Source organism: Stutzerimonas stutzeri, assembly GCF_024448715.1.
GTDB classification, from domain to species: domain Bacteria; phylum Pseudomonadota; class Gammaproteobacteria; order Pseudomonadales; family Pseudomonadaceae; genus Stutzerimonas; species Stutzerimonas stutzeri_AR.
The window spans coordinates 146,196-164,302 of the sequence record NZ_JAMOHZ010000007.1; the positions used below are offsets into that span (position 1 = coordinate 146,196).

16 protein-coding genes are annotated in these 18,107 nt (G+C 60.6%); 4 read left to right on the forward strand and 12 right to left on the reverse strand.

The features are described from left to right. Window positions 1-42 precede the first annotated feature (42 nt). The 6 genes from pepN to NAV33_RS16265 all read right to left on the reverse strand — a co-directional run bounded on the left by pepN (window position 43) and on the right by NAV33_RS16265 (window position 6,837). Window positions 43-2,700 carry an aminopeptidase N gene (pepN, locus tag NAV33_RS16240; protein WP_255981886.1) on the reverse strand — a complete coding sequence of 886 codons (2,658 nt, stop codon included), beginning with the start codon at window positions 2,698-2,700 and terminating at the stop codon, window positions 43-45. 236 nt (window positions 2,701-2,936) lie between these two features. Further along, window positions 2,937-3,770 (reverse strand): DUF2797 domain-containing protein, encoded by an 834-nt coding sequence (locus NAV33_RS16245; RefSeq protein WP_255981888.1) that lies wholly within the window; start codon window positions 3,768-3,770, stop codon window positions 2,937-2,939. Continuing rightward, window positions 3,770-4,045 (reverse strand): YeaC family protein, encoded by a 276-nt coding sequence (locus tag NAV33_RS16250; protein ID WP_255981890.1) that lies wholly within the window; start codon window positions 4,043-4,045, stop codon window positions 3,770-3,772. Before NAV33_RS16250 ends, NAV33_RS16245 begins: the two co-directional genes overlap by 1 nt. Window positions 4,046-4,123: 78 nt before the next feature. Beyond that, complete coding sequence (locus tag NAV33_RS16255) at window positions 4,124-4,990, reverse strand: rhomboid family intramembrane serine protease (protein ID WP_255981892.1); 867 nt, start codon at window positions 4,988-4,990, stop codon at window positions 4,124-4,126. Continuing rightward, window positions 4,991-5,950, reverse strand: a complete 960-nt coding sequence (locus NAV33_RS16260; RefSeq protein ID WP_255981894.1) for a metallophosphoesterase — start codon at window positions 5,948-5,950, stop codon at window positions 4,991-4,993. After that, window positions 5,950-6,837 carry an NAD(+) kinase gene (locus NAV33_RS16265; RefSeq protein ID WP_255981896.1) on the reverse strand — a complete coding sequence of 296 codons (888 nt, stop codon included), beginning with the start codon at window positions 6,835-6,837 and terminating at the stop codon, window positions 5,950-5,952. Before NAV33_RS16265 ends, NAV33_RS16260 begins: the two co-directional genes overlap by 1 nt. Before the next feature lie 208 nt (window positions 6,838-7,045). On the opposite strand from NAV33_RS16265, the gene NAV33_RS16270 reads away from it, so the two are divergent. Together NAV33_RS16270 and chrA are read left to right on the forward strand one after the other, a co-directional pair. Next, window positions 7,046-7,978 (forward strand): DUF1853 family protein, encoded by a 933-nt coding sequence (locus NAV33_RS16270; RefSeq protein WP_255981898.1) that lies wholly within the window; start codon window positions 7,046-7,048, stop codon window positions 7,976-7,978. Window positions 7,979-8,077: 99 nt separating this feature from the next. After that, window positions 8,078-9,298 carry a chromate efflux transporter gene (gene chrA, locus NAV33_RS16275; protein ID WP_255981900.1) on the forward strand — a complete coding sequence of 407 codons (1,221 nt, stop codon included), beginning with the start codon at window positions 8,078-8,080 and terminating at the stop codon, window positions 9,296-9,298. An 11-nt stretch (window positions 9,299-9,309) separates the two neighbouring features. On the opposite strand, the gene NAV33_RS16280 is transcribed toward chrA, so the two are convergent. From NAV33_RS16280 to NAV33_RS16300, 5 genes are all read right to left on the reverse strand, one after another. Next, window positions 9,310-10,416, reverse strand: coding sequence for a cyclic nucleotide-binding domain-containing protein (locus NAV33_RS16280; protein WP_255981902.1), 1,107 nt, complete (start codon window positions 10,414-10,416; stop codon window positions 9,310-9,312). A 24-nt stretch (window positions 10,417-10,440) separates the two neighbouring features. Continuing rightward, window positions 10,441-11,349, reverse strand: a complete 909-nt coding sequence (locus tag NAV33_RS16285; RefSeq protein WP_255981904.1) for a 1-aminocyclopropane-1-carboxylate deaminase/D-cysteine desulfhydrase — start codon at window positions 11,347-11,349, stop codon at window positions 10,441-10,443. A gap of 50 nt (window positions 11,350-11,399) precedes the next feature. Beyond that, window positions 11,400-12,761, reverse strand: a complete 1,362-nt coding sequence (locus NAV33_RS16290; RefSeq protein ID WP_255981906.1) for a chromosome partitioning protein ParA — start codon at window positions 12,759-12,761, stop codon at window positions 11,400-11,402. A 189-nt stretch (window positions 12,762-12,950) separates the two neighbouring features. Beyond that, the gene (locus tag NAV33_RS16295) at window positions 12,951-13,391 is read right to left on the reverse strand and encodes a nuclear transport factor 2 family protein (RefSeq protein WP_255981908.1); all 441 of its coding nucleotides are present in this window, start codon (window positions 13,389-13,391) and stop codon (window positions 12,951-12,953) included. A 46-nt stretch (window positions 13,392-13,437) separates the two neighbouring features. Next, window positions 13,438-15,468 carry an NADPH-dependent 2,4-dienoyl-CoA reductase gene (locus NAV33_RS16300; RefSeq protein ID WP_255981911.1) on the reverse strand — a complete coding sequence of 677 codons (2,031 nt, stop codon included), beginning with the start codon at window positions 15,466-15,468 and terminating at the stop codon, window positions 13,438-13,440. Window positions 15,469-15,685: 217 nt separating this feature from the next. Between NAV33_RS16300 and NAV33_RS16305 the strand changes: the two genes are divergently transcribed. Next, window positions 15,686-16,696: a carbon-nitrogen hydrolase gene (locus NAV33_RS16305; RefSeq protein WP_255981913.1), complete on the forward strand. Its 1,011-nt coding sequence runs from the start codon at window positions 15,686-15,688 to the stop codon at window positions 16,694-16,696. Beyond that, the gene (locus NAV33_RS16310) at window positions 16,693-17,730 is read left to right on the forward strand and encodes an AraC family transcriptional regulator (protein WP_255981915.1); all 1,038 of its coding nucleotides are present in this window, start codon (window positions 16,693-16,695) and stop codon (window positions 17,728-17,730) included. The genes NAV33_RS16305 and NAV33_RS16310 overlap by 4 nt, the downstream gene beginning before the upstream one ends. A gap of 216 nt (window positions 17,731-17,946) precedes the next feature. Here NAV33_RS16310 and NAV33_RS16315 read toward each other — a convergent pair whose 3' ends face one another. Continuing rightward, entirely contained in the window at window positions 17,947-18,105 is a 159-nt protein-coding gene (locus NAV33_RS16315; protein ID WP_255981917.1) for a DUF2474 domain-containing protein, read from the reverse strand. Window positions 18,106-18,107 lie beyond the last annotated feature (2 nt).

The following is an 18,107-nucleotide window of genomic DNA, read 5'->3' on the forward strand; positions in this document are numbered from 1 at the left end:
TCGTCGATGCCAACCGGCCATCCGGGTGACGGTTTGAAACCGTCAGGCCAGGCTCTTGCTGACCACCTCGTAGACGTCGCTGGACAGCTCGCCCGAGGCCAGAATCCGCTCTAGTTCGGTCCTCATCAACCCTTGGCGGCTCGCGTCGTACTTGCGCCAGCGAGTCAGCGGCGCCAGCAGGCGCGAGGCGATCTGGGGGTTGAGTGTGTTCAGCACGATGACCTGATCGGCCAGGAAGTGGTAGCCGGCGCCATCGGCCCGATGGAAGTTGACCAGGTTCTGATTGGCGAAGGCGCCGATCAACGCACGGACCTTGTTCGGGTTCTTCAGCGTGAACGCCGGATGCTGCATCAGGTGCTGAACACGTTCCAGGCCACCCGGCTGGGTGTTGCCCGCCTGCACGCTGAACCACTGATCCATCACCAGCGGGTTGTCCTTGAAGTTTTCGGCAAAGGCTTCGAGCGCCTTGTCACGCTCGGCTGCGAAGCCTGAGTTGACTAGCACGGCCAGCGCAGTCAGGCGCTCGGTCATGTTGTCGGCCTGCTCGAACTGCTCGACGCAGGCGGCAACCACTTCGGGCTTGCCGCTGAGCATCAGATACGACAAGGCGATGTTCTGTAGAGCACGACGGGCGAAGTGGCTGGCTTCGGCAATATAAGGCGTCTGCCGGGACAGCTCGCGGTTGGCCTGGTAGCGCTTCCAGAACAGATCGAACAACGCTGTGGCGATACCCTGGCGAGCAAAGTCGCGCGCCGCGTGAATGGCGTCGACATCCGCCACTTCGCTGATTTCGGTGAGGTAGGCCTCACTCGGCAGCGAGAGCATTTCGGCGACCATCGCCGGATCGAGACTCTCGTCCTCCAGCAGGCTGCGCAGCGCCGCGACCAGGCGCTGATCCAGCTGCAGCGCTTCGCCACGCTGATGTTGCCCGATCATCTCCTGCAGCACCTGAACCGACAGCTGCTGACCGGCCTCCCAGCGGTTGAAACCGTCGGAGTCGTGCTGCATCAAAAACATCAGCTGATCGCGGCTATACGGAAACTCAAGCTTTACCGGTGCCGAGAAACCGCGCAGCAACGAGGGCAACGGTTGCTTGGGAACGTCGATGAAGGTGAAAGTCTGCTCGGCCTGATCGACTGCCAGCACGCGAGTGGTGCCGACGGCGGTGTCTTCGCCTTGCAGGCGCAGAGCGATCTCGTTGCCCTGGCCATCCAGCAGGCCCAGCGAAACCGGAATCACGAACGGCTGTTTTTCGCTTTGCCCCGGCGTCGGCGGGCAGCTCTGGCGGAACGTCAGGCTGTAGGTCTTGGTCGCTGCATCGTATTGCTCACTAACGGCGAGGCGCGGCGTACCGGCCTGGCTGTACCAGCGCTTGAACTGGGTCAGGTCAGCGCCGTTGGCGTCTTCCATGGCTTTGACGAAGTCATCGACGGTCACGGCCTGGCCGTCATGCCGTTCGAAGTAGAGGTCGCTGCCCTTGCGGAAGCCCTCCTCGCCCAGCAGCGTCTGGATCATGCGCACCACTTCAGCGCCCTTCTCGTACACGGTCAATGTGTAGAAGTTGGAGATCTCAATGAAGGATTCCGGGCGCACCGAGTGCGCCATGGGGCCGGCGTCTTCGGCGAACTGGTGAGTGCGCAGGTAGGACACGTCCTCGACGCGCTTGACGGTCGGCGAGTTCATATCGGCGCTGAACTGCGAATCGCGGAAGACGGTGAAGCCCTCCTTGAGCGACAGCTGGAACCAGTCGCGGCAGGTCACGCGGTTGCCGGACCAGTTATGGAAGTATTCGTGGGCGACGATCGCTTCGACACGTTGGTGGGCGGCATCGGTGGCGGTTTCCGCACGCGCCAGCACGGCGCTGGAGTTGAAAATATTGAGGCCCTTGTTTTCCATGGCACCCATGTTGAAGTCGTTGACCGCGACGATCATGAAGATGTCCAGATCGTACTCGCGACCGTAGGCCTCTTCGTCCCACTTCATCGATTTCTTCAGGCTGTCCATGGCGTGCTGGCATTTGTCGATGTTCTCCGGCTCGACGTAGATGCGCAGCGCCACGTCACGGCCGCTCATGGTGGTGAAGCTGTCCTCGACGCACCAAAGGTCACCAGCCACCAACGCGAACAGATAGGCCGGCTTCTTGAATGGATCTTCCCAGGTCGCCCAATGACGACCATCTTCCTCGTCACCGCTGGCAAGCGGGTTACCGTTGGACAGCAGGATCGGATAGGCCTGTTTCTCGGCGCTGACGGTGGTGGTGAACTTGCTCATCACGTCTGGGCGGTCGAGGTAATAGGTGATCTTGCGGAAGCCCTCGGCCTCGCACTGGGTGCAGAACATGCTGCCGGATTTGTAGAGGCCTTCCAGCGCGGTGTTGCTTTCCGGGTGAATTACGACGGTGCTGTCGAGAGTGAAGGCGGCGCTATCGGGCTGCAGGGTCAGGCTTTCCTCGGCGATCTCGTAATCACCGAGGCCCAACTGGCGATCGTTCAGCGACAGGGACATCAGCTCGAGATCCTGGCCGTGCAGCTGCAGCGGCGGCAAGCCGGCACCCGCCTCAGGATTGCGCCGCATCACCAGTTGCGCATGCACCAGGGTGCGGTCTTCGTACAGTTCGAAGGTCAGGTGTGTTTCATCGATCAGGTACTCGGGCGCCTGATAATCCTTGAGATGAATGACTTTCGGTTGTTCGGTGCGCATCTGGTAGGCCTCTTCGAGGCAGCTTTAAGCGGCAAGCTCAAGCTGCAAGTGGTTCGGTGGCAGCCGTTGACGTCGGCGTTGAAATTGACTGTCTCGTAGGGTGGATGTCGCTTTTTACATCCACCAATGTGTTCGTTCGGTGGAGCCTGATTGTTCCTCGTGCCCATTCGATGGCCACCCCGTGGATCGCCACCCGGTGGATCGATGAAGCGTGATCCACCCTACGCACTGTTTATTTATGCCGCGGAGCTGGCCGCGACCTGATAAGCCGTGAATTTGCGAATGTTGATAACGCCTGTATCGAGGATCAGATATTGACCCTTGATGCCGCGCAGGGTGCCTTCTACGACAGGGGTCTTTTCCAAGTCTAGACTGACGATCTTGGTCGGATAGGCCTCGACGGGGTAGCGAATCTCCAACACCTCGGCATTTGCAACCGGTTGAATCGCTTGCAGCCCATAACGCTGCTGCAGGCCTCGCAGGCCTTCGGCGCAGGCGTCGAAGATCTTCTCGCGCGTTTCGATCAGGTTGATGGGCTCGGCGTCGCCCTTGAGCAGCGCGCGCCAGTTGGTGCGGTCAGCCACCTGGCTGCGCAGCAGATCCTCGACCATGCCCGACTGCTGGCGGGTAGCGACGCGCATGATCGGCAGCGCCTGGCTGGCACCTTGGTCGAGCCAGCGCGTCGGCAATTGCGTGGCGCGGGTGATGCCCACCTTGATGCCCGACGAGTTGGCCAGATAGACCACGTGGTCGGTCATGCAAAAATCCATGCCCCACTGCGGATCGCGGCAGGTACCGAAATCGTGGTGGCATTTTTCTGGGCTCATGATGCAGACGTCGCACTGCGGCAGTTTCTTGAAGCAGGGATAACAATAGCCCTGGCTGAAACTCTTATTGGTTTTGCGCCCGCAGTGAGTGCAATTGATGGCGCCGAGGTACTCCAATCGCAGAGTCTTGCCGATCAGCGGATTGACCGGCACCAGGTCGTCATTCAGGCGGAAGGAATATTGCGCCAGCGCGCCCAACTGAACCGACATCTTGCTCAGAGCGCCGCGTCCCAGCTCCAACATCAGTGACGGGTTCCTGAGACAGGTGCGAACAGGCTGGTATCGATCGGCGCCTTGTTCTTGCTCTTGGAAGCGCATTCCTGGCCACCCATGTAGCCGGTACGTTCTTCTTCAGGCAAGTTCTGAATTTCCCAGGCGATCATCGCACCGAGGCAGGTTTCCTTCTGCTCGGGGGTCAGTTTGCGCCCGTCGCTCCACTTGCCCAGTTCGACGGCGGTTTTCAGGTTTTCATAGATTTCGGGGGTGATGTTTTCGATGGCTTCGATAAAGGACGACATGGCCGGCTCCCGGGGAAACAAGCGCGCATTCTACCGAGCGGCGTCGCTTTAGGGAAAACTCGATCAGCTTCAGCTGCGCTAGGTCGCGGCCCTGCGGCGCGCCAGCAGCCCGCCAATAACGCCAGTTAGACAGCCGGCAATCAACCCACCGACATGGGCCGCATTGGCGATCGCCAATGCGCCGAAACTCACCACCTCGATCAAGCCCGTCAGGCAGATCACCAGCCAGATCAGCATTAACACCACCACGCCGGGCGGCAGGCGATAGGCTTCGTCCGGCGACAGTTTCTGGAACAGCCAGCAGTGGCCGAGCAGCCCGTACAAGACGCCCGACAACCCACCGAAGATACCCGGCCCGCCAAACAGATATTGCGACAGGTTGGACACGACACCGAACAGCAGCGTGAATCCGAGCAGCATCAGCGCACCCTGACGGCATTCAATGCGTCGTCCGAGTTCCCAGTACCACATGGAGTTCATCGCCAGGTGCAGGAAACCGAAGTGCACGAAAATCGGCGTCACCAACCGCCACCACTCTCCCGCGTCAAGAGTCTGTCCGAGGGTAGCGAAATAGGCATATTCGCCGTCGATGCGGAAATCGGTAAAGCTGAACCAACGGATGGTCTCGAAATTCTCGCCAAGCATGGTGATGGCGGCTGCGATCATCGTCAGCAGTAGCACCGCAGCGGTGAGCGGGCTTCGACGCAAGCTCGCCACGAAACCGTCGCCGCGGCGCGGCGGCTGCTCGGCAACCACAGCGCCGTCACCTTGAGGGTAGCGTTGATAAAGCTCTTGGACCTGCTCGACAGTTTCCGCAGGCACCCGCAAGACCTGCTCGCCCGACTCCTCGGACACCCGGCAAGGCACCCGCAGGCGTCGCAGCAAAGCAATGAAACCACTCAGATCTTCTGACAACGGCAGGCGCAACGCCTCGACAACAGCCATCTATCGCTCCACGTTCACCCAGACGAACTTCGCCGGGTCGAGTCTTGTTTCCTGATCGAGCCGGTAGGCGACGAGTTTGCCGTACTTGACTGCGCTGTAGTCCAGGCAGGCCAGATTTGGTCGGATGGGCGCAGGCGTGCCGCTGCGCCAGTAGTGCCCGACGAACAGCAGCGGGTTATCGGGACCGTAGAGAAACAAGCGGCTCTTCTGAGTTTCACTGAGTGGCAGGCGGGCCGCTCTTTCCGGCAGGCCGTCAGGCTGGAACACGATATCGCCGTAGGTCCTGGGATTCTCTTCCCAGAACTTGGTACGAAAGACGCTGCGAGTGAATCCCTCGGCGCTGGTCAGCGTAAGGCCTTCCGGCAAAGGCATGTCGGTGCCTCGTAGCAGGCGGTCCAATGCCTTTGCAGCAAACCCGTCGCTGAAAGCGGCATCACGCAAGAACTCAGGGTCAACACACCCGTGGCTTAAACGCTGGCGCAGCTGATCGATGACAGCGTTGTCCCAGCAGGCGTGAACCACGCGGAAGCGCTCGCTCTGAAGAAACAACGGCAGCTCCATGAACCACTCGCGGAACGCTTGCCATTCGTCCGAATAGCGCTCGAACTGCTCGAACGTCTGCTGCAGCAACATCTCATAGCGCGGCGTGTGTTCGCGAACGAAGGCCTTGCCGCTTTCCGGTGGTGCCGGGGTATACCAGCCCAGTGCGTTGAACTCGTGGTTGCCCATGATGCAATAGGCCTGCTCCGCCTCGACCATTGCATGCACCAGATGCAACGCCTCACGGATGCGTGGCCCGCGGTCGATAATGTCGCCGAGGAAAATCACCTGTCGCCGCGGATGCCGCCACACATCGCCATGCTGGCGATAGCCGAGCTGATCAAGCAGGCGCATCAGGGTATGGGCGCAACCATGCACGTCCCCAATGAGGTCGTAGCTGCGCTCCGGATCGACCATCACTATTCCCCTCCACCGAGGCGACTGCCCCAGCCCAGCTTGGTGCGGCAGACCTCGTAATAGTTGTGATCCAGCGGGTGTATCAGGTGCAGTTTTTGTGGCTTCTTGCGCACCGTGACGGTATCACCGGGCGCACAGGTGAAGTGGTTCTGCCCGTCGCAGGACACTTGCGGATAGATCTGCATGTTTGGCGAGACGACGATTTTCAGCTCGCTGTTGCCATCCACCACAATCGGTCGGCTGGACAAGGTATGCGGATACATCGGCACGATGACGATCGCATCGAGACGTGGATGCATGATCGGCCCTCCGGCTGAAAGCGAGTAAGCAGTAGAACCAGTCGGTGTCGCGATGATCAGACCATCAGCCTTTTGACTGCAGACGAACTGCCCGTCGATATACAACTCGAACTCGATCATCCGCGTCGACTTGCCGGGGTGCAGTACAACGTCGTTGAGCGCATCGCCCTCGCCGATGGACTCCTCGAAGCGCCGGACCTGGGCCTCGAGCAGGAAGCGGTTCTCCAGCGTGTACTGCCCACTGAGCACTTCAGCTACTTTCTCTTCCAGTTCGTCAGGGCGAATATCGGTGAGAAAGCCCAGGCTGCCGCGGTTGATTCCCAGCACCGGAACACGATGCTTGGCCATTGCCCGTGCGGCACCGAGCAGGCTGCCATCGCCGCCCACGACGATCACCAGATCGCACGAATCGCCCAATCGCTGCCGCGAAGACGTCTGCATGCCGTGGCCGGGCAACACCTCGGCGATGTTTTCTTCGAGAATGACGTGCAGATGACGCTCTACGAGGAATTTCTTCAGCCGGCGAATGGTATCCAGCACCTGGGAGCTGCCCAGGCGACCGATGATGCCGATATTGCGGAACTGGTCCATTGAAGCTCCCTGATAGACGTGACTGGTAACGGGCGGACTGGAATCGACGGGACGTTGGCCGGCCGGGGCGTAACAGGCACTAGATTGGTGTCGCGTGGGCAGGCTTGAGTTCAACACCGCGCTTGGTGCGAGTCCCATTGCAGTGCGGCTGCGCGATTATGAGCGAAAGCCCGAAGTGGCAGCAAACCATCCCGGCTATGCTTGGTGCATGAACCGCCCCTGTCTTGCCGAGTTATTGCCCCGGTTGCTGCACCCGCAGGTGCGGGATCTTGCCTGGGTGTTGCTGTCGCCGCCGCTGCTGAAAGATACGCCATCGCCCCAACGCCATCCGCTTGCGGCCAGTCGCTGGACCGAACGACCCGGCGAACTCGCCGACTGGTTGCTCTTACTCGATACGCAGCCGACCGTGCTTCAGGCCTGGCTTGCGCAGCGCAGCATTCGCCGGCTGGGCCTGTATTACGAAAGCCTCTGGCAATTCGCGCTTTGCCAAGCACCGGATATCGATCTGCTGGTGGCCAACCTACCGATCCGTCAAGGCGGTCACACGCTGGGTGAACTGGATTTGGTCCTGCGCGATACCGAAGGTGTGCATCACCTGGAACTGGCGGTGAAGTTCTACCTCGGTCTGGATAATGGCGACCGTACTCGACACGACCACTGGCTAGGCCCCGGTAGCCATGACCGGCTGGATATCAAATTGCGCCGCCTCTGTGAGCATCAATTACAGCTCTCCTCCAGTCCTCATGCTCGCGCGCTGCTGTGTGAGCTAACCTGCTGCGAAATCGACAGCGCGCTCTGGCTCGGCGGCTATCTGTTCCAGTCTTGGCCAGCCGGCTGCGAGCCGCCCGCAGGCGCCGACCCGTCACATCTTTACGGGAAATGGGTGCGGCATTGCGACTGGCGAGGCTTTACCGATGGTAACCGCGACGCGCGCTGGCAGCCCCTGCCCCGCAGCGCTTGGCTTTCGCCAGCTCGATTGGCCGACAGCGAAGTCTGGCAACCCGGGGATTTCGACAGCTGGGTCGCTGACGCGGACAGCCAGCGCCAAGCAAAGCTGCTGGTCCGCATCGAGCCTGATATGGATGATTTCTGGCTTGAGCAGGAGCGATTGTTTCTCGTCCCTGACGCCTGGCCGACCTGATCGGCTAAGCGCGCCTTTCGCCGTCAAACTGTCATTTACATACTTCACACTCCATCGCGTCAGCAATGCTGACATTTCTGCAACGTGAACAGCGAACAGATGTCCTCAGCCCAAGCCCATTCAGACCACCTACCGCATTCAAGCGCCTGGAGCATCTTTCTGGTGTTTCTGCGCTTGGGCTTGACCTCTTTTGGCGGCCCGATCGCTCACCTCGGCTATTTTCGCGAAGAGTTCGTCAATCGGCGCCGCTGGGTGGATGAGCCGGGCTATGCCGACCTGGTCGCGCTCTGCCAGTTTCTACCCGGACCGGCCAGCAGCCAGGTCGGGATTGCCATTGGCCTGCTGCGCGGTGGTTACAGCGGATCGTTAGCCGCCTGGGCCGGTTTTACGTTGCCGTCGGCGATTGCTCTGGCGCTCTTCGCGCTGGGCATTGCTAGCTGGGGCGATGCCTTGCCAGATGAGCTCTTGCATGGTCTGAAGATCGTCGCGGTAGCGGTCGTGGCGCAGGCCGTATGGGGAATGGCGCGCAATCTCTGCACCGACGGAACACGGATCACCATTGCGCTGGCTGCGGCCTGCGCCGTACTGGTAGTGCCCAACGCCTGGGCACAACTCGGGATAATAGTTATTGCAGGGATGATCGGGCTGCTCCTGTTTCGTCCATCCATGCGCTCGCCGTCGATGCCTTTTCAGCCCCGTACCGGCCGAGCGACAGCCAGCTTCTTCCTGATCCTGTTCTTTGCATTGCTGATTGGGCTGCCCGTGCTGGTTGCCGTCTCGGCAAGCCAGTCGCTGGCATTGCTGGATACCTTCTATCGTGCCGGTGCGCTGGTGTTCGGCGGCGGTCACGTCGTATTGCCGCTGCTCCAGGCCGAGGTGGTACCCAACGGCTGGGTTAGCAATGACACCTTTCTAGCCGGCTACGGTGCGGCTCAGGCGGTGCCAGGCCCACTGTTCACGTTTTCCGCATTTCTTGGTGCCTCGATGAGTGGTGGCAACGGCAACCTGGCAAACGCCGCAGTGTGCTTGGTTGCTGTATTCATCCCGTCGTTTCTACTGGTGTTCGGCGTCATGCCGTTCTGGGAACGGCTGCGTGCCAGCCGGCATATGCAGGCGGCATTGGGTGGGGTCAACGCTGCGGTAGTTGGCCTGCTGTTGGCCGCCCTGTACGACCCGGTCTGGACCAATGCGATCTTCGGTGCCGATGACTTCGCTCTGGCGATGATCGCCCTCGTCGCGTTGATGGTCTGGAAGCTCCCGCCCTGGCTGGTGGTGCTGGTCGGTGGCATCGCAGGCTGGATGCTCGCAGCGCTGCTATAAGCGTATCGGGTCTAGCCGCTACGTTCGGTGCGGCCGCCGGAGCGCGCCAAGTAGCCGCTGCCCTGCTCACAGAGCAAAGCGGCATAACCATCCATGGACAGCGCATCGAGGCCATCGCGCAACGAATAGGCGGTAAAGCCAAGTTGGGTCAGCAGAAACACCGCGCTGGCACTGCGCTTGCCGCTATCGCAGTAGCACAGATAGACCCGGTCCTGTTTCAGCAAGCGGACCTTGAGGCGTAGCAGGTGCAGCGGCATGTTCAACGCCTGCGGCGCATGCCCGTGCTGATATTCGTCAAGCAACCGGACATCGAGCCACTGCGCACCTTTGGCTATCAAGCCGCTCGCCTCGGCAAGATCGAGCTCGGCAACTACCGGCGCCTTCAACAGCGCAATGAAATCCTCGCGCGCCAGCCGCAGCACACAGGCATCCTCGAGAAGCGTCACGGTGGCGTTTCGCGGCCGCTCGGTCAGCAGCGCCTCCTCGCCGAAGCAGGCGCCGACGTCCAGTTCCGCCACCACCTGCCCTTCGTTACCGAAGCCGATCATGACTTCCGCACGTCCACTCTTGAGGAAGTAACAACAATCACCGATTTCGCCTTCACGCAACAGCACATGGCCGGCGGGCAACTCGATCGATTCGATTTTGTTCAGTATGTCCCGCACATTTTCCGGCGGCACCTTGGCGAACAGTGGCTTTTCCAGCAACTCCTCGAGCCAGTCCGTCAGCTCGCCGACGGTCGCCAGTTCCAGCAGCAGATCGGCATTGGCCTGATGCCATGACAGCAAGCGGTTCAACTGAGCGCTATCGAGCACTAGCACGCTGGAATCTTCCAGAGCCCACACCTTGCTCAACCGAGTGCCGACGCTGACCGCATGGCAGCTTTCCGGGGAACCGGCAACCATGCGTCGCTCTTCGCCGTCCGGGCCCTGCATGGACAAGGCACCAGCGAGAAGGAAATAGCTGGATCCAGCCTCTGTATCGTTACCGAACAACAGCTCGCCGGCGAGCAGCGGGCGAGGCGTTAGCTGGTCGCGGAGCTCCTTGACTCCACAGGACGAGAGCGCATTGAGCGGAATCAGACTACGTAACTGATCATGAAGCAGCGGCTTGTTCATCCTTGGCTTCCAGAAAACGATAATTCAGCGCAACAGCTCGTCCAGTTGCGTCTGGGCAGCTCGTCGGCCTTGAAGGCCGCCGGTGTGTATGAAGATGAGCCGCGTGCCCTTGGCAAAATAACCGCGCTCCACATGAAGGCGCAACGCCATCATCGCTTTTGCCGTATACACCGGCTCCAACGGCAGGCCTGTGGCAGCCTCGGTTTCGAACAGAAAATGGGCAAGCGGCTCGTCGAAACGGCCGAAACCACCGCGGCTCGCATCGAATAGCTGATAACCATCATTAGCGATTCCAGCCTCCTTCAAAAGCCTGTAGACCTCTTGCGCCACGCCGTGAGATGGCGGGCCGGCCAGTGCGCCATAAACCGGGCGGCGCACCTGTCCCGCCTCACCGATGACCAGCCCGGCCAGCGTCGTCCCGGTCCCTGCTGCCAGCCACCAACCGTCATGATCAACCCAGCCGAGAGCTGCAAGCTGTTCCTGCACGTGGGCCACCAGCGGTGCGCAACCCAGAGCCCCAGACAGCCCGCCCCCGCCTTCAGGCACGCAGTAATAGCCCGGATATTGTTCAAGCCAGGGTGTGAAGAATCCCGGCTGGTGCCGCTCACGGTAACCGCCGTAGCCCAGCCAGTGCAGTTGCATGCCGAAGCCTTGTAGGTCCTCTATGGTTGGCGTCAGCTGTGGGTTGCCGCGCAGCAAGCCGACGCTGACAAAGCCGGAGCGCTTTGCAGCAGCTGCCATTGCGTGAAGATGATTGGAGTGCGGCCCACCGAGACCGATAAGCCCCGGCGCGCCGGCCGCATGTGCTGTGTGAAGATGATGGACGAGTTTGAACAACTTGTTGCCGGACAGCTCGGGATCGACCAGATCCAGGCGCAGCACGGCGACCTGCACGCCAGCTCGCTGCAGCCAGGGCAGATCGATTGGCTGCAACGGTGCTGTCGTTAATTCGGGAAAATTGGATGGGATCGCCGACAAGCGCGTCAGCTACCGGTGCGCAGCCGGCCTTGCGACCGATGCCTGGCACAGCAGTTGGATTCACCGATAACGAAGCGGACGGGAGAATCCACTTTGTCCAGTGGCATGCTGCATCGCTCTCCGCTGGACAGCGTCGCAACGCAGCTCGGTTGTTGGTAATGCTGGACCCACTGACCGTACTGCTCTTCGGATACGCCGCACTTGGCAGCAGCATATGCCAGAGGATTCTGCTGGTAGCGCGCCATATCCTGCAGAGGGATGGTCAGATGACCGGCACCAGGATGGTAGGCCATGAACAGTACGCCCATGTGTGAAAGCCGCTCCAGTACCCGCTCACCGCTCTGCTCGACGAGCGCATCACGTTGCTTCTGGAGCTGTTCGATTTCATCCTGTAACTGGCTGTCCAGCTCGTTGCGGTAGGCCAGTTCAACGTTACGGATCGTCACCTGTTCCTTATACTCGGCTACCGCTGCTGCAATCTGCGTTTGCATCTCGCTATCGAATTGCGCGCGTGCGGCATCCGCTTCGGCGCGGCCGTTCTGCTCCAAAGCGCGCAATTGCTGGCTCATCTCTTCACGTTTTTTTTGGAAGCTCTCGGCCTGGGCGTTTAGCTGTACACGCAATTCGGCGGCACGTTGTTCATGCTGGTGCAGATCGAGGCGCAACTGGGCAATTTCGTCCTGCAGTTTAGCCTGTTGCTGCACGGCCAATTCGCGCAACTTGGCGATATCGGCTTCGCGCTGTTGCTCTAGGCTGGCGATGCGCAAACGCTGCTGCTTGATGAGTTGGGCGGCTTTGAGGCGCTGCTCCTGTTCGAGCTTTTCGGCTCGCCGGGTGGCGACTTCCTTGGCTGGGTCAGGCGCGTACCAGGTTTCTTCGGCGACCATCTGCAACCGCTCGGCAGGCACGGTCTGAGGTGCCTCGTCTTCGACCAGCAGACCTAATTGATTACGCTTTATCCGGTCACGCAGCATGACGAAGTGGTTCTTGCCCTGGATCAGCTCCGGGTCCCACAGGTGCATCTGGTGCCAGGACACCGGGCACTGGCTGCGGCAGGCCAGGCGAATCGGCCCGGCGCCCAGATCCGGTCCGCGACCTGTGCGCTCGGCCAGATTGCGCAGCGGGATATTCCAGCCACTGTCTGCCGAACCGTCTTCGTTGAAATCGAGATAAAAGAACACCGCCGCACGAATCTGCAGGCGGGCATTGACCAGCACGTAGGCGACACGCATTTGCTGGTCGGCGAACTCCGGCATGCTCACGACTCCGTCGAGCATGGCCTCGAATTCCGGATAAAGCATTTCCTTGCAGACGCCGCCATCATTGAAGAACAGCACGGCTTCGACCGTCTGCGGTTTGTTCTGCATGCTCGGCATCCTCAACAGCATGAACGGCCAGCGAGTTTTTGAGATAGCGAGCGCATCGACGCTGCAGTCCCATGGTCGGCGCAAGTTTAGGGGAAAAAGCGAAACCGGCAATGTGACTGGGTTGGCAGCGAACTCGGCGTTCGGACCAACCCAAAGAGATGCCGCCGGTAAATTGTGACAGGGTTGGGATTAAGCTGATCGGGGCTTTAGCGCTGCAAGCTGAGGCGCCAAGCGCCGAGCCATTTCGTCGCCGAGCGCCTGCAGACCGCTCATGGGACGCACCATGACTTCAAAATCAATGATCAACCCGGACTCGTCGAAGCGAATCAGGTCGATACCCTTGAGTTGTCGGTCACCGACGCGTGCGCTGAACTCCAGCACTACGCTCAAGCCGTCAGCGCTAGCTAGCTCGCGGTGATAGGCGAAGTCTTCAAAGACCTTGATCACAGTGTTGAGGATCAAATTGACGGCCGCCGCGCTCTCGTAAGGCTTGTATGCCATCGGAGAGCGAAACACCGCCCGCGAATGAAGCAGCTCGGGTAGAGCGCTGAGATCCCGGGTCTCGATCATTCGATGCCAAAATTGCAGGCTGGTAGCAGCGGCGGGTTGCAGCGATAGAGATGCGCTCATGCAATGCTCCTGAAGAGAAAGCCCCGCTCGGAGCGGGGCTTGGAAACTAGATCTCGGCCGCGAGGCGTGAACCCTGATTGATCGCGCGCTTGGCATCCAGCTCGGCGGCCACATCCGCTCCACCAATCAAATGCACATGGCGCCCAGCTGCTTCGAGCTCAGCCTGCAATTCACGCAACGGATCCTGTCCGGCACAGATGATCACCGTATCCACTGGCAACACCTGCGGCTCACCGTCGGCAACACGGATGTGCAGACCGGTCTCGTCGACCTTGAGATATTCCACGGCGCTAATCATCTGTACCTGTTTGTTCTTCAGACCGGTCCGGTGAATCCATCCGGTGGTCTTGCCCAGTCCGTTACCCACCTTGGATTTCTTGCGCTGCAGCAGATACACCTGGCGCGCCGATGCATGCGGTGCCGGCTGGATACCGGCAACACCGCCGCGTGCCTCCAGCCCAAGATCGATGCCCCACTCCTTCCAGAATGCTTCGCGATCCAGACTGGTCGACTGGCCACTATGAGTGATGAACTCAGACACATCGAAGCCTATGCCGCCCGCGCCAATCACCGCGACGCGCTGGCCCACTGGCTTACGCTGCAGAATCGCATCGAGGTAGCTGATTACCATTGGGTGCTTGATTCCCGAAATCTCAGGCGTGCGTGGTGCGATACCGGTGGCGAGAACAATCTCGTCGTAGCCGCCAGCTAGCAGTTCGGTAGCACTGACGCGGGTATTCAGACGCAGATCGACGCCGGTGCTCTGAAGCTTGCTGTTGAAGTAGCGCAGGGTCTCGTAGAACTCCTCCTTGCCCGGCACACGTTTGGCGACGTTGAACTGGCCGCCGATTTCGCTGGCCGAGTCGAACAGCGTTACGTGGTGGCCACGCTCGGCAGCGACCGTGGCCGCCGCCAAACCAGCCGGGCCCGCGCCGACCACCGCAATTTTCTTCACCGCCGCGGTGGGAATGTAGTTCAGCTCGGTCTCGTAGCAGGCGCGAGGATTGACCAGGCACGTAGTCAGCTTGCCGCCGAACGTGTGGTCGAGACAGGCCTGGTTACAGCCGATGCAGGTATTGATGGTATCGCTGCGATCAGCCGCCGCCTTGTTGACGAAATCCGGATCGGCGAGGAAAGGTCGCGCCATGGACACCATGTCGGCATCGCCTTCGGCCAACACCTGCTCGGCGATTTCCGGGGTGTTGATGCGGTTGGTGGTAACCAGCGGAATGCCGACCTCGCCGCGCAGCTTCGCCGTTACTTTGGTAAAGGCCGCGCGCGGCACCTTGGTTGCGATGGTCGGGATGCGCGCCTCATGCCAGCCGATGCCAGTGTTGATCAGCGTCGCGCCGGCCTGTTCGATGGCTTTGGCCAGTACCACCACCTCATCCCAAGTACTGCCGCCTTCCATCAGGTCGAGCATGGACAAGCGATAGATGATGATGAATTTTGGTCCCACCGCTTCCCTCACGCGGCGAACGACTTCCACCGGCAAGCGCATCCGGTTTTCGTAGCTGCCGCCCCAGCGATCATTGCGATGGTTAGTATGGGCGACCAGGAACTGGTTGATGAAATAGCCTTCCGATCCCATGATTTCGACACCGTCATACCCTGCCCGCTGGGCCAGGCTGGCGCAATTGACGAAGTCGCGGATCTGCTTTTCGATGCCCTCTTCATTCAGCTCGCGCGGCGTGAAGGGGTTGATCGGTGCCTGGATGGCGCTTGGCGCCACCGACTGTGGACTGTAGGCGTAACGGCCTGCATGGAGAATTTGCATGCAGATCTTGCCGCCCGCCTCATGCACGGCCTGGGTAACGATTTTGTGCTCTTCGGCTTCTTCGGCGGTGGACAGCTTGGCCGCGCCGGCACGCACCGAGCCTTCCTCATTCGGCCCTACGCCACCGGTGACGATCAAGCCGACACCACCGCGGGCACGCTCGGCAAAGAACGCCGCCATGCGCTCGAACCCGTTGGGCATTTCTTCGAGACCGGTATGCATCGAGCCCATCAGCGTGCGATTACGCAGCGTGGTGAAGCCCAAGTCCAGCGGGGCCAGCAGATGCGGAAAGGCAGTCATGTTCGTTCCTCGATCAGGCGGCACAGGCTCGTGCCATGTATGCAACGGTAGGGCCGCCACGCCTCGTCGGGTCGTGGTCGCTATGCCGCGAAGATAAACAGGCGACACCGAGCGCTCAATGATTCGAAATGACAACTCTCTGATCCTAATGCACAAAAGGCTTGGCAAGCGAACGGCAGATGCCTAGTCTCTTGGCTCACCCAAAAAGTAATTGTTCATGCGCACCCATACCAAGCTGCTCGGTCTGGCGGTACTCGCCATTTCCGCAATGGTCATCTACCTGGACTGGACGCGTGATCGGCGCAGCGGCCCCTTGCTGTCGGACTTACGCACACTACCTATAAGTATCCAGGGGCAACCGGGAACCGCCGGCAATCTGCTCGGGATCGAAACCCGACTGGTGCCGGCCGACTATCAAAGTCGCGAGCGATTGCAGCTGAAGTTCGCCACCTACCTCGACCAGGCGCGCGATGCCGGGCTGCTGAACGCACGCACCGTTGTCGTGCTGCCCGAGCATGTTGGAACCGGTCTCTTCGCCCTCGGCGAGAAACCCGAGGTTCAGCAGGCGCGTACGCTGCGCGATGCGATGCAATGGATGGCGCTGAGCAACCCTTGGGATTATCTCCGTGCGCTGTTCAACAACGAAGGCGACGACCGCCGCACGGAGGCGGCTCTGAAGATCAAGGCGCGACAGATGGCCGATGACTATCAACTCATCTTCGGCGGCCTCGCAAGGGATTATGGCGTGACGTTGGTTGCGGGCTCCATCGTGCTTCCGGAACCTCGCCTTGAAGACGGTCGTTTGCTGATCGGCGACGGTCCACTCCGGCAGGTCAGTTTGAGCTTCGCCGCCAATGGTGAACCAATCGGACCACTGCAACACAAGATGGCGCTCACTCGTTACGAGCAGCGCTACAGTGAAGCATCGACCGACCAGCCGCGGACCTTACTGCAGACGCCCGCGGGTCGACTGACCGTGCTGATCGGCTGCGATGGCTACACCCGCTCCGTTCCAGCCGATGCCGAACTGCTCGTCGTACCAGGCGCACGAGACGATCCGTCCAGTGCCTGCGCAGCCACCGCCCCAACGGGCACTGAGCTGCCGCGCATGGAAGTGCGTACGCTCGGATTGCCCTGGAATCTGGTCGGCTCACCCCACAGACATACACGACACAACCATAGCGAGCCGGTGCAACTGAACAATCTCTGGCTGCCGGAGCGGTCATGAACCGGCAGCGAGTACGGCTCGGTGATCTCTCGGTAGGGTTCGTGCACAGCCTGAGCAGCGCACTGCAGGAGAAACAGATAGACCCGAAACCACTGCTGGAAGCGTACGGACTGGATCTGGCACGCCTCTCGGAGCCGCATGCCCGTCTGTCGATCCCGCGGTACATGCGCCTCGGTCACTCGGCTATACAGATGACTGGCGATCCGGGCCTGGGGCTGGAGATGGGCCGGCTGCGCAAAGCCGGACATCTCGGCTTGGTTGGCGTTACTTCTACCCAGGCGCCGACTGTTCGTGAAGCGGCGCGTACGTTGATTCGCTACGAGCCGCTGTATGCGTCCAATTACCGTGGCGCCTCGGGGTTTCATGAAGACGCCGAAGGTGCCTGGTTGCGGTTCTATTCGATCAGCCCATACAACGGCTACAACCGGTTCGTCGTCGATACCGTGCTGGCCAGCTGGATCACTCAGCTGAGGGCGATTGCAGCATGTCCGTTGTCGCCTGCCGCGGTTCAGATCGAATTCGACCGCCCCGACTACGTGGCATGCTATGAGGCGTTTTTCGCGAAACCCGTGATGTTTGGTGCCGAGCACAATCAACTTCGGCTGGATAAGGCCACGCTTGCATTGCGCAACCCCGAGCATTGTCCCGGCACCTGGCGCCAGCTGCTGGAACTCTGCGAAGCGGAGCTGGAGCAGCGCACCCGCACTCGCAGCCTCCATGAGCGGGTAACGCAACTCTTGGGGCCGATGCTCAAGGGCCAGGAGCCGGACTTGCAGCAGATCGCCAATCGTCTGCAGCTTCCGCCCTGGACGCTGCGCCGCAAGTTGGAAGAAGAAGGCACCAGCTATCGGGCCATCCTCAATGACACGCGACGCGACCTGGCGATGGCCTACATTCGCGATACCGAATCAGCGTTCGGCGAAATCGCCTGGCTGCTCGGATTCTCCTCGGCGGAGGCTTTTCAACGTGCGTTCAAGCGCTGGAGCGGGCAGACACCCGGGGAATATCGGCGCGCGCAGCGGCACGCCGGCTGACATCAAAGCTCGAACGCGTCTTCGGCAGGTTCAAGACCGTCCTGCTCTGCCGCGTGCCATTCGAGAATTTCGTCCTGATAGTCATCCATAGGAGCGTTCCTCTTGCTGGAGTCAATGTGCTAACAAAGTCCATGCCAGGCAAGTTAACGCAGGCCTATGAAGAAAATATGAACCCTCGCACATCGCAATCGCGCTGAAGCCATCCACGAGTGAGGCTCAAGGCGTCGACAGACCAGCCGCAGTCATAAACTGGCGCAACAGCCAGGCGACCACACCAAGCGCAAGCACGCTGGCGGACCAGATCAGCACCAGCCAGGTCATTCGCTTCCATAACGGCTTTGGTCCAGGCGCGCTACTTTCGTGCTTGTTTTGCATGC

Coding starts and splice junctions, on each gene's coding strand:
- NAV33_RS16295 (WP_255981908.1), bottom strand. CDS start 13,391: ATGAGCGCATCTCTATCGCTGCAACCCGCCGCTGCTACCAGCCTGCAA.
- NAV33_RS16255 (WP_255981892.1), bottom strand. CDS start 4,990: ATGGCTGTTGTCGAGGCGTTGCGCCTGCCGTTGTCAGAAGATCTGAGT.
- NAV33_RS16290 (WP_255981906.1), bottom strand. CDS start 12,761: ATGCAGAACAAACCGCAGACGGTCGAAGCCGTGCTGTTCTTCAATGAT.
- NAV33_RS16305 (WP_255981913.1), top strand. CDS start 15,686: ATGCGCACCCATACCAAGCTGCTCGGTCTGGCGGTACTCGCCATTTCC.
- NAV33_RS16270 (WP_255981898.1), top strand. CDS start 7,046: ATGAACCGCCCCTGTCTTGCCGAGTTATTGCCCCGGTTGCTGCACCCG.
- NAV33_RS16250 (WP_255981890.1), bottom strand. CDS start 4,045: ATGTCGTCCTTTATCGAAGCCATCGAAAACATCACCCCCGAAATCTAT.
- NAV33_RS16315 (WP_255981917.1), bottom strand. CDS start 18,105: ATGCAAAACAAGCACGAAAGTAGCGCGCCTGGACCAAAGCCGTTATGG.
- NAV33_RS16310 (WP_255981915.1), top strand. CDS start 16,693: ATGAACCGGCAGCGAGTACGGCTCGGTGATCTCTCGGTAGGGTTCGTG.
- chrA (WP_255981900.1), top strand. CDS start 8,078: ATGTCCTCAGCCCAAGCCCATTCAGACCACCTACCGCATTCAAGCGCC.
- pepN (WP_255981886.1), bottom strand. CDS start 2,700: ATGCGCACCGAACAACCGAAAGTCATTCATCTCAAGGATTATCAGGCG.
- NAV33_RS16245 (WP_255981888.1), bottom strand. CDS start 3,770: ATGTTGGAGCTGGGACGCGGCGCTCTGAGCAAGATGTCGGTTCAGTTG.
- NAV33_RS16265 (WP_255981896.1), bottom strand. CDS start 6,837: ATGGACCAGTTCCGCAATATCGGCATCATCGGTCGCCTGGGCAGCTCC.
- NAV33_RS16300 (WP_255981911.1), bottom strand. CDS start 15,468: ATGACTGCCTTTCCGCATCTGCTGGCCCCGCTGGACTTGGGCTTCACC.
- NAV33_RS16280 (WP_255981902.1), bottom strand. CDS start 10,416: ATGAACAAGCCGCTGCTTCATGATCAGTTACGTAGTCTGATTCCGCTC.